This is a genomic window from Paenibacillus sp. LjRoot153 (assembly GCF_964253085.1).
Classification (GTDB): Bacteria; Bacillota; Bacilli; order Paenibacillales; family NBRC-103111; genus Paenibacillus_E.
Genome location: NZ_CAXUQH020000001.1, coordinates 5,039,908 through 5,054,263, shown reverse-complemented (window position 1 = coordinate 5,054,263; position 14,356 = coordinate 5,039,908). Strand labels below are relative to the sequence as shown.

Sequence of the window (14,356 nt, the reverse complement as noted above, 5' to 3'; positions counted from 1 at the left end):
ATGTTTACTAAATTAAAGATTTTTCTCGAAATGATTAAATTCGAACACAGTGTGTTTGCTTTGCCTTTTGCTTTCATGGGGGCAATTCTTGGTTCCGTTGTATGGCAAGGACAATTACCTAGCTGGGGACAGATCGGTTGGATTACTTTAGCCATGGTGGGGGCAAGAACTGCCGCGATGGCATTGAATCGTGTAATTGATCAAGCCATTGATAAGCGTAATCCAAGAACGGAGAATCGAGCCATTCCTGCTGGGCTAATTTCAATACCACAAGTTATTCTCTATATCATCATCTCGTTTGCTGTTCTTTTTTGGGCAACCTATCATTTAAGTGCATTGTCCATGAAGCTTCTACCCATTGCTGTATTCTTTCTTGTGATTTATTCCTATACCAAAAGGTTCACCTGGACATGCCATTTTGTACTTGGCTTGACGTTGGGGCTCGCTCCGCTTGGTGGTTGGATTGCGGTTACAGGTCAATTTACATGGTCGTCGATCATCTTTTTCCTAACGGTTGCTTGCTGGAGTGCTGGTTTCGATCTCATTTATGCTTGCCAGGATGCCGAGTTTGATCGAGAAGAAGGGTTGCATTCATTGCCAAGTCGATTTGGCATTAAAGCAGCACTACTAACAGCACGTGTACTGCATGTCTTAACTGCAATCGGATTAGTCTCCTTATTTTTTATCACACATCTAAGTTGGCTGTATTTGGTGGGGCTAGTTATTGCTTATATATTGCTGTTTAAAGAACATAGGCTTGTTACACCGCAGGATTTGTCCAAATTAAACACGGCGTTCTTCACGATGAATGGGGTATTGAGTTTAGTTATGTTCACATTCACATTACTTGATGTCCTTGTGAGTAAGCATTCATGAGCAACGGAAACTGGGTTATTGGAATTTCGGGTGCGAGTGGAGCCATCTACGGCGTACGATTATGTGAAGTGTTGTTGGATCTTGGTTTAGATGTGCATCTAATTATTACGGATGCGGGATGGCGTGTTCTACAGGATGAACATGACTGGAGTGCAACAAAACGTGTAGAGGTACTTGAGAAGCACTTCGGGGGACGAGCTGGCTCGTATGAATATCATCCCGTAGGGAATATTGGTGCGACCGTGGCAAGTGGTTCTTTTCGAACCAAAGGGATGGTTGTTATTCCATGCTCGATGGGTACGTTATCTGGCATTGCCCATGGTTCGTCCGATAACTTGCTTGAGCGTACCGCGGACGTCATGTTGAAAGAAGGAAGAAAATTAATTCTGGTGCCAAGGGAAACACCTTTGCATGCTATACATTTAGAAAATATGCTTACCCTAACAAGAATGGGTGTGCGAATGATACCGGCTATGCCAGCCTTCTATAATCGTCCGCGCTCAATCGATGAGATGGTTGACTTTTTGGTAGGTAAAGTAATGGATAGCATGGAGATTGATCATTCCTTGTACCGCAGATGGGGGGATATTGATGAGCAACCTAGACCCTAAAATCCGAATAGGTCGAATCAATTATACAAATGTGTGGCCGATCTATTATTATTTTCCTGAGCTGATGAATAGTTCAGAAGTCGATATTATTGAACAGGTACCCACATCTCTCAATAAAGCCATGTCTGAAGGCCAAATTGATATGGGACCTATTTCTTCTTTTTCATATGGTCAATTTTTTGAGGATTATATGCTTTTCCCGGATCTATCCGTTAGCTCCTATGGTGAGGTCAATTCGATTCTACTTTTCCATGACAAACCTTTGCGAGAAATCGTGAACGGGAAAATCATTCTTCCGACGACGTCTGCGACTTCCGTTAATTTACTAAAAATTATTCTGGAGAAATTCTATAATGGTAAACCGACGTACGAATATGCGAAGCCAAATCTAGATCAAATGATGGAGGAAGCAGATGCTGCCCTTCTCATTGGGGATGATGCCATTAAGGAAAGCTGGCGGAATCAAAAGTATATGATTACGGACCTTGGTCAAGAGTGGGCCAAATGGACGGGGAAATGGATGACGTTCGCTGTCTGGGCAATCCGCAAGGAAACGATTCGTGCCTACCCAGAGCTCGTATCTACTATTTTCGATGCATTTAAGGCAAGTAAGGAAAAAGCTCATCGCGAGCCGAAGTATATGATCGAAGAGGCGCAAGCCACTGTGGGTGGCACTTCCGACTATTGGCATCATTATTTTCATACATTGTGTTATGATTTCGCAGCTGAGCAGTGGGAAGGACTTAATTCGTACTATCAGTACTGTTACGAGCTTGGTTTCTTACCGAAGCCAGTTCAGATTGGCATTTGGGAAGATAATAAAGTGGCACGGGTGACCGAATGAAAAATTTGTTGGATATATATGCTAGAAAAAGAAGAGATATTTCAGCGATTGAGAAAGAGCTGGAAGAGAGTGTAAATAACGATCACTCTTTACTAAGAGAAACTTCGATTCATTTACTTAAAGCTGGAGGAAAACGGATTAGACCTGTGTTCGTTCTTCTCTCTGGTGAATTTGGCAATTATGAACTTCAAACGATGAAAAACGTAGCAGTGCCATTAGAGCTTATTCACATGGCTTCACTTGTTCATGATGACGTCATTGACGATGCGAACACTAGACGTGGTCAATTGACTGTTCGCTCCAAATGGGATAACCGCATTGCGATGTTTACAGGGGATTATATTTTTGCAAGAGCGCTAGGTGTGATTACTCAGATTACAGATCCGAGAGTTCATCAGATCATGTCAAAAGCAATTGTTGAAATGTCCATTGGAGAAATGGAGCAAATTCGTTTTTTCTTTAATTCCGAGCAAACGATACGTGACTATTTACTTCGCATTCGTCGCAAAACTGCGTTATTAATAGCAATCTCGTGCCAATTAGGTGCGATGGCTTCAGGGGCTCCAGACTGGTTAAGCACTAAGTTGTATAATTTTGGATATAATGTAGGTATGGCCTTCCAAATTAGGGATGATATTCTGGATTTAACAGGAACCGAGAAACAGATCGGGAAACCACCTGGTAGTGATGTCAAGCAAGGGAATATTACGTTGCCCGTGATCCTGTCCCTGCAAGATCCAGCTTTAAAGCCAATGATATTGACAGAACTTGATCGAATACATAAACTGGATGGACAAACGGGTATTAGTCGATTCTTAGAAATGATTCGAGGCAGTGCTGGCATTAAGGAAGCCGATCGACTTTCCCAGGTATATATTGATAAAGCGATTTCGTCATTAGACAAACTGCCGGATAATCAAGCGAAGAAAGATCTCATCGAAATCGCTCATTTTATCGGGAATCGATCTTATTAACGAATACGTGAAGTGGACGCTTACGAAGTCAGTTTTCTGACGAAAACTTAAGTGGATGCTTTCGATGTCAGTTTTCTGGCGAAAACTTTAAGGAGGTAGTCTTTCAATGGAAAAAACATTTCTCATGGTTAAACCAGATGGTGTACAACGGGGTCTTGTCGGCGAGATTGTAAAACGGTTTGAACAGAAAGGTTTCCAGTTGATTGGCAGCAAGTTGACGGTCATTTCCCGAGAACAAGCCGAGATACACTATGCAGAGCATAAAGGGAAGGAATTTTTCGAAAGACTTGTGAATTTCATCACATCAGGACCTGTATTTGCCATGGTATGGCATGGTGATCAAGTAATCACATTGTCGCGAACCATGATTGGCAAAACGAATTCACTGGAAGCCGCACCAGGAACCATTCGCGGAGATTATGCCGTACATACGAATCTCAATCTGATTCATGGGTCTGATTCACCCGAAAGTGCCGAGCGTGAAATTAATAACTTTTTTCAGCCTAACGAAATTTTCACGTATTCAAAAAACATACAAGAATGGATCTAATCTTCTGGAGCAAAGAATCTGTTATCTGAAACGATACAGGTTCTTTTGTTTTTTTATGAAGGAATTTGGTAAATCCACACAGAATGTATCATGGTACATAATGATCAAGGTGGGTGGACAGCATGGAGGATCAAGATTTTTTGTTGTTTATTAAAAAAATTAAGGAACACACGTCCATTGATCTTGCGTTGTATAAGGAAGCGCAAATGAAGAGACGATTAACTACCTTGCGGATGAAGCGGGGTTACAATACGTTTATTTCTTTTTTTGAAGCGATGATGAAGGACAAGGAACTATTCTATGAGTTTTTGGATCGGATGACGATCAATGTTTCTGAGTTTTGGAGAAACCCGAACCGTTGGGAGCTTGTGGAACAGAAGTTTGTACCAGAGATGCTTAAGCGCAATCGACGGTTGAAGATTTGGAGTGCAGCTTGCTCCACAGGCGAAGAGCCATATACGCTGGCTATGATTTTGGCTGAACAAGGGGCGTTGGGGGAGACGAGTCTTCACGCGACGGATATCGATGATGGTGCCTTGGAGAAAGCGCGTAAAGGCATGTACTTGGATCGTTCCGTGCGTGATGTGCCAGCTAATTATGTGAAGAAGTATTTTAAGCAAGATGGCCTTATGTATCATGTATCGGATGAACTCAAAAAGTCGGTGAAATTTCAGAAGCAAAACTTGCTTGTTGATACTTTTGATAGCGGTTACGATCTTATCGTTTGCCGCAATGTCATTATTTATTTCACAGAAGAAGCGAAGCATGTGCTGTACCAGAAGTTTGCCAAAGCTCTTAAACCAGGTGGCCTGCTTTTCGTTGGCTCGACAGAACAGATTTTTTCCCCTGGTCAATATGATCTAGAAGCGGCTGAAACGTTCTTTTATCGGAAAAAAGGAGTATAAGAACTTCCTTATTTTCCAATACTAAGATGTAGCAGTTCAAAGTGGGGCAAACGCCAAGCTTTGAACAATGCATACACGCTTAGGGGGCTATCATGGATAAACGCAAGGTGATTACCGCTTATCGCAGGGGAATGATTTCCATTCAAGAATGTGCTCAAATTTTAGGAGTTGATTCCTCACAAATTACGGGTCTTATGAATGATCCTCAGCTTTGTGAGCCTCCGAGGGTCGTCCAGAAGCAACCTATGCACGGGTAAAACTAGTTCCTGTCTAGATGATGACACGCTTACGCGGAAGGGTTTGTCCCTGACCTGTGAAGCGTGTTTTTGCATTTGTGTTGTTGCCAAACCTGAGTAGCTATACTATAATGACAACAGATAATCGCGCGTCAAAGCGCTAAAGTGCTTGGTGCTGCAACGTTTTTACCGTGGCACATGAAGTAAGTAGGCTCGGTTTTTCCATACTATTATGTTTATATACGGAGTTCGATGTTCTTCGTAAAATTCTTAGGGGGTAACGGATTGTGAGATATTTAACAGCAGGTGAAACGCATGGCCCGCAGCTCACTGCGATTATTGAAGGGTTTCCAAGTAATGTAAACCTTAACTTTGAAGATTTAAACCATCAATTACATAGACGTCAAAAAGGCTATGGTCGTGGTCGTCGGATGCAAATTGAGAAAGATACAGCTACCATTGCTGGTGGCGTTCGTCATGGTAAAACAACAGGTGCGCCAATCGCATTGGTCGTCGTGAATAATGACTGGAAACATTGGACTTCAGTTATGGGGATTGAGCCCGTTGAAGAAGATAACGAAGGCAAACGCCGTGTGAACCGTCCTCGTCCTGGACATGCCGATTTAAACGGTGGCCTCAAATATAATCAAAAAGATTTGCGTAATATTTTGGAAAGATCAAGTGCTCGTGAAACAACGATGCGTGTAGCCACTGGCGCTGTTGCTCGTCAATTGCTAGCAGAGTTCGGGATCAAAGTAGCTGGACAAGTTATTCGCATTGGGGATGTCGAAGTAGAGCGTCAAGAGCTTCCTGTTGATGAGCTCATTCGTATTACAGAAGAATCGCCAGTACGTGTAGTTGATAAAGAAGCAGAAGCGAAGATGATCGCTGCAATCGATGCTGCCAAAGAAGATGGCGATACATTGGGTGGTATTGTGGAAGTGATTATTGAAGGTGTACCAGTAGGCCTTGGTAGTCATGTACAGTGGGACCGCAAATTGGATGGTAAAATTGCACAAGCCGTTCTTTCGATTCAAGCCTTCAAAGGTGTAGAATTCGGAATCGGTTTTGAAGCTGCTGAGCGCAGAGGCTCGAACGTACATGATGAAATCCTTTACACAGAGGAAACTGGCTTTAGACGTAGAACGAATCGTGCAGGTGGATTCGAAGGCGGAATGACAACAGGCGAGCAAATCATCGTTCGCGGAGTAATGAAGCCAATCTCGACGTTGTACAAGCCTTTGCAAAGTGTAGATATCGATACGAAAGAAGTATTTACAGCCCAAGTGGAGCGTTCCGATACTTGTGCAGTGCCAGCAGCAGGCGTGATCATGGAGAATGTCATCGCTTGGGAAGTGGCTAATGCGTTCTTAGATAAATTCGGTGGAGACTCCATTGAAGAAATTCGTGCGAACCTTGCGAATTTCCTTAAGCAAGTGGAGAACTACTAAGATGAGAGAACTTACCGTAGAGCTTGGAGAACGTTCTTATCCCATTTATATTGGCCAAGGCATTCTTACCAATATCTCGGCACTGTTCGATCGCGCGAAGCTCAGCCGCAAGTCGCCGCTGCTCATCGTCACCGACGAATCGGTGGCGGCACTGCACTTGGAGCGCGTCCTGACGCTGCTCCGTGACGGCGGCTTCGCCGCGACAGCCTGCGTCGTGCCCGCAGGCGAAACATCCAAATCCCTCGCGCAGCTCGAGGGAATCGTAACCGCTGCCCTCCAGGCGGGCCTTGATCGCAATTCTGCGATCATAGCCCTCGGAGGAGGCGTAGTCGGCGATCTCGCCGGCTTCGCTGCGGCGAGCTTCATGCGCGGGATCCGCTTCGTGCAGATCCCGACGACCATCCTTGCCCACGACAGTTCTGTCGGCGGCAAGGTAGCGGTCAATCACCCGATGGCGAAGAACATCATCGGGGCGTTTCACCAGCCGGAGCTAGTCCTTTTCGACATCGACTTGCTCTTGACGTTGCCGGAGCGCGAGGTGAAGGCAGGGCTCTCTGAGGTGATTAAGCATGGCTTGATCTGGGATGCCGCATTTACACAGTGGTGCGATGAAAACGCAGACAAGCTGTTAGGGTTAGATCCAGAAGCGTTAAGTTATGCGCTATACATAGGTTGTCAGGTGAAAGCCATCGTCGTATCGCAGGACGAGCGCGAGAATGATCTCCGTGCGATACTAAACCTCGGACATACAATTGGTCACGCATTGGAAGCCGTAGCGGGCTACGGAGAGCTGCTGCACGGGGAGGCCATTGCCATTGGGATGGTCGGCGCTGCAAAGCTCGCACAGCAGTTTGGCTACAGCGAGGACATCCATACAGTGACCAAAGGTTTATTTGTGAAATACGGATTGCCGGTGAGCATACCGGCACATTTAGATACAGATCGCATTATGAGTGCTATGATGCATGATAAGAAATTCAAAGAAGGTACGATGGTGTATATCATCCCGACCGAAATTGGTAAAGTCGAGATCCGTAAGGATGTTACTTCACAGCAAGTCAGAGAGATTGTTGACCTTCTAAAAGGGGAGAAATAACCGATGTACTTAAGGGGAATTCGCGGCGCGACAACGGTTGAACAGAATGATGCAGATGAAATTTTAAAAGCAACGAGTGAGCTCTTGCAAGCAATTGTAGAAGCTAATGATTTCCTTCCAGAAGATATTGGATCGGTTTTCATTACAGTTACGGAAGATATTACGGCAACGTTTCCAGCAAGAGCGATTCGTACACTCATTGGCTGGGAGCTAGTTCCACTAATGTGCTCCTTGGAAGTACCAGTTGAGAATTCATTGCCCAAATGTATTCGTTTGATGGTTCAGGTTAACACTACCAAAACCCAAGCGGAGATTAACCATGTGTACTTGAAAGAAGCGAAAGCACTTCGTCCTGATATTGTTAAATTGACAAATGAAGCTACCCGGTAGTATAGTGAACTTAGATGAGTTTAGGTTAGTAGAGCAGAGTTTAGTCGAGTAGAGCAGAGCCGAGTTGAGATGAGAAAAAGTAAAGCAGCAGCTATATGACCATTGGATCGTTCCCAGAGGGGGATCGTCTATTTGTTCATACCCAGCCCTCATTTTCTTTTTTTCACATTCATCCTGATCGTCTACTGAAACTAAAGTCAACCTCTACCCCTGGTAGAGGTTTTTTTGTATTCGAATAGAGTTTTGAGCGCCGCTGCGGTGAGTAGCTCACAAGCTGAGAGGGGATGTTTCCATGTATACACCTGAATTGCAAGAAGTCATTCGTTTGTCCAAAGATTATAATCTTATCCCAGTGGTGCGTCATTTACTAGCTGATACCGAGACGCCAATACGTGTGTTCCAACATTTATATCAAGAGCCTCGTGCCTTTCTATTAGAAAGCGTAGAAGGAGGAGTGAAATGGGCGCGTTATTCCTTCTTAGGCAGCGATCCTTTCTTGATGATCACGGCGAAGCATGGAAAAACAACGGTCGAAACTGGGTCCGAGAAAAAAATCACGGATGAGAAGCCGATCGAAGTGTTGAAGGCTTACCTACGTTCCTACTCCAGTCCTCAGCTTGCAGACCTTCCTCGCTTTACGGGTGGTGCGGTTGGATTCTTCGGATATGATTTATTGCAATACTATGAGAAACTACCGGCTCATCAGATTGATGACTTACAAATGAATGATATTCAATTCATGTTTTGCGATCAGGTCATCGTGTTTGATCATTTCAAACAACAGATCAAAGTGATTGCGAACTTACATGTTCCCCAATTCGCAACGGATGCGGATATCGCGAAAGCTTATCAAGCAACTTGTGAGAAAATCGATGCCACGATTGAGAAAATTAAACGGCCTCTTAGTTCCGACACGATGACGCACAATCCAATCGTGTCAGAACCAGATTTGGGTGAAATTCGCTCGAATATTACGAAAGAAAAGTACATTGCCAATGTGAACAAAGCCAAAGAATACATTCGCGCCGGCGATATTTTTCAAGTCGTGCTCTCGCAGCGTTTTGAAATGGAAACAACGGTTTCTCCCTTACAGGTGTATCGTGTGCTTCGAACAATGAATCCATCTCCTTATATGTATGTGCTGAAAATGGACGACGAGGTGATCGTGGGCACGTCTCCAGAGCTGTTAGTACGAGTTGAGGAAGAAAAAGTAGAGACGCGGCCGATTGCTGGAACAAGACCTAGAGGAAAAACACCAGAGGAAGATCACGCACTTGAGTTGGAGTTGCTTGCCGACGAGAAAGAACGTGCAGAGCATTTGATGTTGGTTGATTTAGGCCGAAATGATATTGGGCGTGTCTCCGAATTTGGAACGGTCAAATGTGATACATTTATGGATATTGAACGCTATTCACATGTGATGCATATCGTTTCAAATGTGTCTGGTAAAATTGCGAAGGATAAAGATTTCTTCGATGCTTTCCTTTCCTGTATGCCTGCAGGTACGGTGTCTGGAGCACCGAAGCTGAGAGCGATGGGAATTATTGCTGAACTGGAGCCAGAGTCTCGCGGATCTTACGCGGGTGCAATTGGTTATCTAGGATTTTCAGGGAATTTGGACACTTGTATTACGATCCGGACGATTGTGTTCAAAAAAGGTAAGGCCTATGTGCAAGCAGGAGCAGGAATCGTTTGGGATTCTGTACCTGAGAGTGAATATCAAGAAACCGTGAACAAAGCGACGGCTTTGCTGAAATCAATTCGTATGGCAGAAGCCATGTTCAGTCCTGAGCCTAGACCTGTTAGCGATATTAACAAAGATTATTTTGTTAACTCATAGAAGGAAGGGGCATGGAAGAACATGAGTGGAACCATTTCGATACAGCAAGCTCTTGGTAAAGTAATCAGTGGCAATCATTTATCCCGGGAAGAAGCGCGTAGTGTCATGTCTGAGATCATGGATGGAGCTGCCTCACCTGCGCAAATCGGAAGTTTGTTGACGGCGCTTCGTATCAAAGGGGAAACCTTTGAAGAGATTACAGGGTTTGCGGAGACGATGCGAAGCAAAGCTGTGCAAGTGAAAGTACATCAAAGTGATCTCCTCGATACCTGTGGAACGGGTGGAGACGGTGCAGACACGTTCAATATCTCAACTACAGCAGCCATTGTAGCATCAGCAGGCGGTATCCGAGTTGCGAAGCATGGCAATAGAGCGATGTCGAGTAAAAGTGGTAGTGCGGATGTCCTTGAAGCTCTTGGCGTTAAGATTACACTGAGCGGAGAGCAAGCTGCCAAATGTCTTGAGCGTACTGGTATTTGCTTTATGTTCGCGCAAGCCTACCATCAATCGATGAAGCATGTTGCAGCACCTCGCAAAGAACTCGGATTTAGAACGGTTTTCAATTTGCTTGGACCACTAACGAATCCTGCTGGAGCAGATCGCCAAGTCCTTGGGGTTTTCGATAGAACCAAGACAGAGATGTTAGCGCAATCGCTGCAAGCACTCGGTCTGAAGCGTGCACTTGTTGTGGCTAGCGAAGATGGCTTGGATGAATTCAGTATCTCCGCACCTACGAAGGTGACAGAGTTGAAATCAGATATCATCACGACCTATACCATTACGCCAGATGACCTAGGACTTCGTGCACATAGTATCAAAGATGTAGCCGGTGGAGATGCTTCGCTAAACGCTGAAATCATTCGTCATATTTTTGCAGGTGAAAAAGGGCCCTATCGGGACATCGTACTTGCGAATGCCGCTGCTTGCTTCTATGTAACCGGACTTGTAGGCACACTTCAACAAGGTGTTAAATTTGCAGCGGAAGTAATTGATTCGGGACGTGCAGAGCAGAAATTGAATGATTTAATCCAATACACAGGAGAACTATGCCATGTTTCTTGATAAAATTGTAGCTACGAAGCGCGTTGAAGTAGAGGCGATGAGCCAATTTTCGATCGCGGAGGCTGAAAAGTTAATTTCTCAGCTTCCGCCTTGTTTAGGCTTTGAACGTGCATTAACGCTGGGGAAAAAGCGGTCCATGGGGTTAATCGCTGAAGTGAAGAAAGCATCGCCATCCAAAGGATTAATTCGCGCTGATTTCGAACCTGTTGGATTGGCCCAGGCTTATGAGCGTGCAGGCGCCGATTGTATTTCGGTATTAACCGATGTTTCGTATTTTCAAGGAAGTAATGACTATTTGAAGGCTGTGCGTAAAGCGGTGAATGTTCCGTTGTTACGCAAGGATTTCACCATTGACCCGAAACAAATCTATGAAGCAAGATTACTGGGAGCAGATGCCATTCTACTTATTGCAGCGATTTTGACAACAGAGCAAATGAAGCAATATTTGACCCTAGCCAAGGACCTTGGCTTAGATGCGCTCGTCGAGGTACATGATCGTGAAGAGTTGGAGCGCGCTCTGGAGCTGGATACTCAATTGATAGGTGTAAATAATCGAAATTTAAAAACCTTCGTAACCGATCTAGGTACAACGGAAGAATTAATAAGCTTTATGCCAAAGGGTAAAACTGTCGTGAGTGAAAGTGGTATTTCTACGGTAGAAGATATGGCCTATGTTGAGAAAGTAGGGGCACAAGCTGTACTCATCGGAGAGCATTTCATGCGTCAACCCGTCGTTGAACAAGCGGTTCATCAGTTGATGGGTGAGCTGGCCAACAAGGCATAGTTAAAGGTAGAAAGAGGCGGATTTGATGACTGTGGGAACGATTCCAACGGTAAAAATTTGTGGACTTCAAAGCGTTGAAGTGTTAAAATCAATCGTACATTTGCCGATAGCACATATCGGCTTTGTTTTTGCACCAAGCAAGCGACAGGTCACGCCGGAGAAGGCTGCTGAGCTGATTGCTTACTTAAAGTCTGAAGAGGTGAATGGTCAGACAGTTCCACGTTCAGTTGGGGTATTTGTCAATCCAACGAAGGAGCAGTTGATCGAAATTTTAGCTGCAGCTCCTTTGGATATTGTGCAACTTCATAGTCAGGAAACACCAGCTTTCTGTGGATGGGTTCGTGAACATTTTGGTGTACAGGTATTTAAATCCGTTTCCATCTCCAAAACAGAAGATTCCATGCCTTCTCTAGCCGAGGTAGCTGAGCAACTAGATCCGTATATCGGGTATGTTGATGCTATCTTATTAGACACTTTTGACCCCGTATATGGAGGCGGTTCTGGGACAACTTTTGCCTGGGATTGTATACCTGTTTATCAAGAGTGGGCACGTACTGCTGGCATTCAATTGTTAGTAGCTGGCGGACTCCGACATGATAACGTAGATCAATTAGTAGATGCTTATGCTCCTGATGGCGTTGATGTATCGAGCGGCGTGGAGACAGATGGAGTGAAAGATATTGCGAAAATAACCGCGTTTGTGGAAAGGGTGACCCGTAAGTGACACAAGTACCTGATCAGCATGGTAGATTTGGCAAGTTCGGTGGCCGTTATGTGCCCGAGACATTAATGAATGCCTTACATGAGCTTGAAGAAGCTTATGCGAAATATAAAGATGATCCTGAATTTATTGCTGAAGTTCGTTATTTGCAGAAGCAGTATTCCGGTAGACCTACTCCGCTTTATTATGCAGAGCGCTTAACCGAGCTTCTTGGCGGAGCGAAGATTTATTTGAAACGTGAAGATTTAAATCATACAGGCGCACATAAAATTAATAACACCATCGGACAGGCAGTACTAGCGAAACGGATGGGGAAAAAGAAGATAATCGCGGAAACTGGGGCAGGTCAGCATGGTGTTGCTTCAGCTACTGTCGCGGCTTTAATGGGCTTTGAATGTAAAGTATTCATGGGTGAAGAAGACACGAAGCGTCAGCAATTGAATGTGTTTCGCATGAAATTGTTAGGTTCGGAAGTCATTCCTGTTACTTCAGGAACGCGCACATTGAAAGATGCTTGTAACGAAACATTGCGTTACTGGGTAAGTAACGTTCAAGATACTTACTATATTCTTGGATCCGTAACTGGACCCCATCCTTATCCGATGATGGTTCGTGATTTCCAGCGCGTGATCGGGGATGAGTCCCGTGAGCAAATCTTGGAAACAGAAGGCAGATTGCCAGATGCAGTCGTTGCTTGTGTTGGCGGAGGCAGTAACGCAATGGGTATTTTCTATCCATTCGTTGAAGACGCTTCAGTGAAATTGATTGGTGTCGAGGCGGCAGGACGCGGCGTTAACACGGAGGAGCATGCAGCAACGATGACCAAAGGAACACCAGGTGTATTCCAAGGATCACTCAGCTACTTGCTTCAGGACGAGTATGGTCAAGTTTTGCCAGCGCATTCGATCTCAGCCGGTCTGGACTACCCAGGAATCGGTCCTGAACATGCGTACCTCAAAGATGCTGAACGTGCCACTTATTATCCAATAACGGATCAAGAAGCACTTGATGCACTTCAATTGTTGAGTCGCACAGAAGGTATCATTCCTGCATTAGAGAGCGCACATGCCATTGCACATACGCTTAAATTAGCACCGACAATGTCGAAGGACCAAATCATTATCGTGAGCTTGTCAGGCCGCGGCGATAAAGATGTGGAATCCATTATTAGTTATCTTGGCGAGGGGGTATAGGCGATGAACCGTATTGACAGTCGTTTTGCAGAACTCAAAGCGCGCGGTGAAACCGCAATGATCCCTTTTCTAACGATTGGTGACCCTTCGATTGAGGCGTCCTTGGAGCTAATTCTAGAAATGGAACGCGCAGGTGCGGATTTAATCGAGCTTGGTGTACCTTACTCGGATCCCCTCGCAGATGGACCCGTTATTCAGCGCTCCTCTGAGCGCGCTTTGAAACGGAAAATTTCTATTTTTGATGTTATCGATGTAGCTAAACAGGCAAGGAATCGCGGATCACAGCTGCCATTCATTCTTTTTACTTATTATAATCCGGTTCTCCAAATTGGTTTGGAGCGCATTTTCAAAGTGATGCAGGAGAATGAAATCAGTGGCATCATTATTCCAGATCTTCCATTGGAAGAAGATAGTGAGACAAGAGGAATTGCTGAGAAATATGGCGTTCATTTGATTCCTTTAGTTGCACCAACATCGAATGAACGTGTGCAACGTATTGCTGCGAGTGCACGCGGTTTCGTTTATTGTGTATCTTCCCTTGGAGTAACAGGCGAGCGTGCTGAATTTTTTGGCGGCATTGAAGATTTCCTTACAACCGTTCGTGAAGCCGCGTCTGTTCCCATTGTTGTGGGCTTCGGCATATCTTCACGTGAGCAGGTTGAACGCTTTGAGAAGCTGTGTGATGGCGTTGTTGTAGGGAGTGCGATTGTTCGCACGATCGAGAACGCATTACCACATTTCGAAAAGGATGCTGCTCATCCGGAAGGTCTTAAACAATTAGGTAACTTTGTAGGTCAATTAAAACGTTCGAACCACTAATTGA

16 protein-coding genes are annotated in these 14,356 nt (G+C 44.8%); all 16 read left to right on the top strand.

Annotated elements, in window-relative coordinates; translation table 11 throughout:
- Nucleotides 1-876: a UbiA-like polyprenyltransferase gene (locus tag ACSQ8P_RS21910; RefSeq protein WP_436237118.1), complete on the top strand. Its 876-nt coding sequence runs from the start codon at nucleotides 1-3 to the stop codon at nucleotides 874-876.
- On the top strand, nucleotides 873-1,487 hold the full coding sequence (locus tag ACSQ8P_RS21905) for a UbiX family flavin prenyltransferase (protein ID WP_436237117.1): 615 nt from the start codon (nucleotides 873-875) through the stop codon (nucleotides 1,485-1,487). Before ACSQ8P_RS21910 ends, ACSQ8P_RS21905 begins: the two co-directional genes overlap by 4 nt.
- Nucleotides 1,468-2,331 (top strand): menaquinone biosynthetic enzyme MqnA/MqnD family protein, encoded by an 864-nt coding sequence (locus tag ACSQ8P_RS21900; protein WP_436237116.1) that lies wholly within the window; start codon nucleotides 1,468-1,470, stop codon nucleotides 2,329-2,331. Before ACSQ8P_RS21905 ends, ACSQ8P_RS21900 begins: the two co-directional genes overlap by 20 nt.
- Complete coding sequence (locus ACSQ8P_RS21895; protein ID WP_436237115.1) at nucleotides 2,328-3,305, top strand: polyprenyl synthetase family protein; 978 nt, start codon at nucleotides 2,328-2,330, stop codon at nucleotides 3,303-3,305. The genes ACSQ8P_RS21900 and ACSQ8P_RS21895 overlap by 4 nt, the downstream gene beginning before the upstream one ends.
- Before the next feature lie 106 nt (nucleotides 3,306-3,411).
- Nucleotides 3,412-3,855 (top strand): nucleoside-diphosphate kinase, encoded by a 444-nt coding sequence (gene ndk, locus ACSQ8P_RS21890; RefSeq protein ID WP_436237114.1) that lies wholly within the window; start codon nucleotides 3,412-3,414, stop codon nucleotides 3,853-3,855.
- Nucleotides 3,856-3,977: 122 nt separating this feature from the next.
- Complete coding sequence (locus tag ACSQ8P_RS21885; protein ID WP_436237113.1) at nucleotides 3,978-4,760, top strand: CheR family methyltransferase; 783 nt, start codon at nucleotides 3,978-3,980, stop codon at nucleotides 4,758-4,760.
- 92 nt (nucleotides 4,761-4,852) lie between these two features.
- A complete protein-coding gene (locus tag ACSQ8P_RS21880) occupies nucleotides 4,853-5,017 on the top strand; it encodes a hypothetical protein (RefSeq protein WP_164483568.1) in 165 nt (54 codons plus the stop codon).
- Nucleotides 5,018-5,283: 266 nt separating this feature from the next.
- The gene (gene aroC, locus ACSQ8P_RS21875; protein WP_436237112.1) at nucleotides 5,284-6,447 is read left to right on the top strand and encodes a chorismate synthase; all 1,164 of its coding nucleotides are present in this window, start codon (nucleotides 5,284-5,286) and stop codon (nucleotides 6,445-6,447) included.
- A gap of 1 nt (nucleotide 6,448) precedes the next feature.
- Nucleotides 6,449-7,543, top strand: coding sequence for a 3-dehydroquinate synthase (gene aroB / locus ACSQ8P_RS21870; protein ID WP_436237111.1), 1,095 nt, complete (start codon nucleotides 6,449-6,451; stop codon nucleotides 7,541-7,543).
- A gap of 3 nt (nucleotides 7,544-7,546) precedes the next feature.
- The gene (aroH, locus tag ACSQ8P_RS21865; RefSeq protein WP_436237110.1) at nucleotides 7,547-7,933 is read left to right on the top strand and encodes a chorismate mutase; all 387 of its coding nucleotides are present in this window, start codon (nucleotides 7,547-7,549) and stop codon (nucleotides 7,931-7,933) included.
- Nucleotides 7,934-8,225: 292 nt separating this feature from the next.
- Complete coding sequence (gene trpE / locus ACSQ8P_RS21860; protein WP_436237109.1) at nucleotides 8,226-9,773, top strand: anthranilate synthase component I; 1,548 nt, start codon at nucleotides 8,226-8,228, stop codon at nucleotides 9,771-9,773.
- Between the two features lie 21 nt (nucleotides 9,774-9,794).
- Nucleotides 9,795-10,835: an anthranilate phosphoribosyltransferase gene (gene trpD, locus ACSQ8P_RS21855; RefSeq protein WP_436237108.1), complete on the top strand. Its 1,041-nt coding sequence runs from the start codon at nucleotides 9,795-9,797 to the stop codon at nucleotides 10,833-10,835.
- Entirely contained in the window at nucleotides 10,825-11,619 is a 795-nt protein-coding gene (trpC, locus tag ACSQ8P_RS21850) for an indole-3-glycerol phosphate synthase TrpC (protein ID WP_436237107.1), read from the top strand. The genes trpD and trpC overlap by 11 nt, the downstream gene beginning before the upstream one ends.
- Before the next feature lie 25 nt (nucleotides 11,620-11,644).
- On the top strand, nucleotides 11,645-12,343 hold the full coding sequence (locus ACSQ8P_RS21845) for a phosphoribosylanthranilate isomerase (protein ID WP_436237106.1): 699 nt from the start codon (nucleotides 11,645-11,647) through the stop codon (nucleotides 12,341-12,343).
- Nucleotides 12,340-13,533, top strand: coding sequence for a tryptophan synthase subunit beta (gene trpB / locus ACSQ8P_RS21840; RefSeq protein ID WP_436237105.1), 1,194 nt, complete (start codon nucleotides 12,340-12,342; stop codon nucleotides 13,531-13,533). Before ACSQ8P_RS21845 ends, trpB begins: the two co-directional genes overlap by 4 nt.
- 3 nt (nucleotides 13,534-13,536) lie before the next feature.
- Nucleotides 13,537-14,352 carry a tryptophan synthase subunit alpha gene (gene trpA / locus ACSQ8P_RS21835; protein ID WP_436237104.1) on the top strand — a complete coding sequence of 272 codons (816 nt, stop codon included), beginning with the start codon at nucleotides 13,537-13,539 and terminating at the stop codon, nucleotides 14,350-14,352.
- The last annotated feature ends 4 nt before the right edge of the window (nucleotides 14,353-14,356 follow it).

What these genes read in the sequence shown, in the direction of transcription:
- ACSQ8P_RS21910 (WP_436237118.1), top strand. Translation starts at nt 1, where the DNA reads ATGTTTACTAAATTAAAGATTTTTCTCGAAATGATTAAATTCGAACAC.
- ACSQ8P_RS21905 (WP_436237117.1), top strand. Translation starts at nt 873, where the DNA reads ATGAGCAACGGAAACTGGGTTATTGGAATTTCGGGTGCGAGTGGAGCC.
- ACSQ8P_RS21900 (WP_436237116.1), top strand. Translation starts at nt 1,468, where the DNA reads ATGAGCAACCTAGACCCTAAAATCCGAATAGGTCGAATCAATTATACA.
- ACSQ8P_RS21895 (WP_436237115.1), top strand. Translation starts at nt 2,328, where the DNA reads ATGAAAAATTTGTTGGATATATATGCTAGAAAAAGAAGAGATATTTCA.
- ndk (WP_436237114.1), top strand. Translation starts at nt 3,412, where the DNA reads ATGGAAAAAACATTTCTCATGGTTAAACCAGATGGTGTACAACGGGGT.
- ACSQ8P_RS21885 (WP_436237113.1), top strand. Translation starts at nt 3,978, where the DNA reads ATGGAGGATCAAGATTTTTTGTTGTTTATTAAAAAAATTAAGGAACAC.
- ACSQ8P_RS21880 (WP_164483568.1), top strand. Translation starts at nt 4,853, where the DNA reads ATGGATAAACGCAAGGTGATTACCGCTTATCGCAGGGGAATGATTTCC.
- aroB (WP_436237111.1), top strand. Translation starts at nt 6,449, where the DNA reads ATGAGAGAACTTACCGTAGAGCTTGGAGAACGTTCTTATCCCATTTAT.
- aroH (WP_436237110.1), top strand. Translation starts at nt 7,547, where the DNA reads ATGTACTTAAGGGGAATTCGCGGCGCGACAACGGTTGAACAGAATGAT.
- trpE (WP_436237109.1), top strand. Translation starts at nt 8,226, where the DNA reads ATGTATACACCTGAATTGCAAGAAGTCATTCGTTTGTCCAAAGATTAT.
- trpD (WP_436237108.1), top strand. Translation starts at nt 9,795, where the DNA reads ATGAGTGGAACCATTTCGATACAGCAAGCTCTTGGTAAAGTAATCAGT.
- trpC (WP_436237107.1), top strand. Translation starts at nt 10,825, where the DNA reads ATGTTTCTTGATAAAATTGTAGCTACGAAGCGCGTTGAAGTAGAGGCG.
- ACSQ8P_RS21845 (WP_436237106.1), top strand. Translation starts at nt 11,645, where the DNA reads ATGACTGTGGGAACGATTCCAACGGTAAAAATTTGTGGACTTCAAAGC.
- trpA (WP_436237104.1), top strand. Translation starts at nt 13,537, where the DNA reads ATGAACCGTATTGACAGTCGTTTTGCAGAACTCAAAGCGCGCGGTGAA.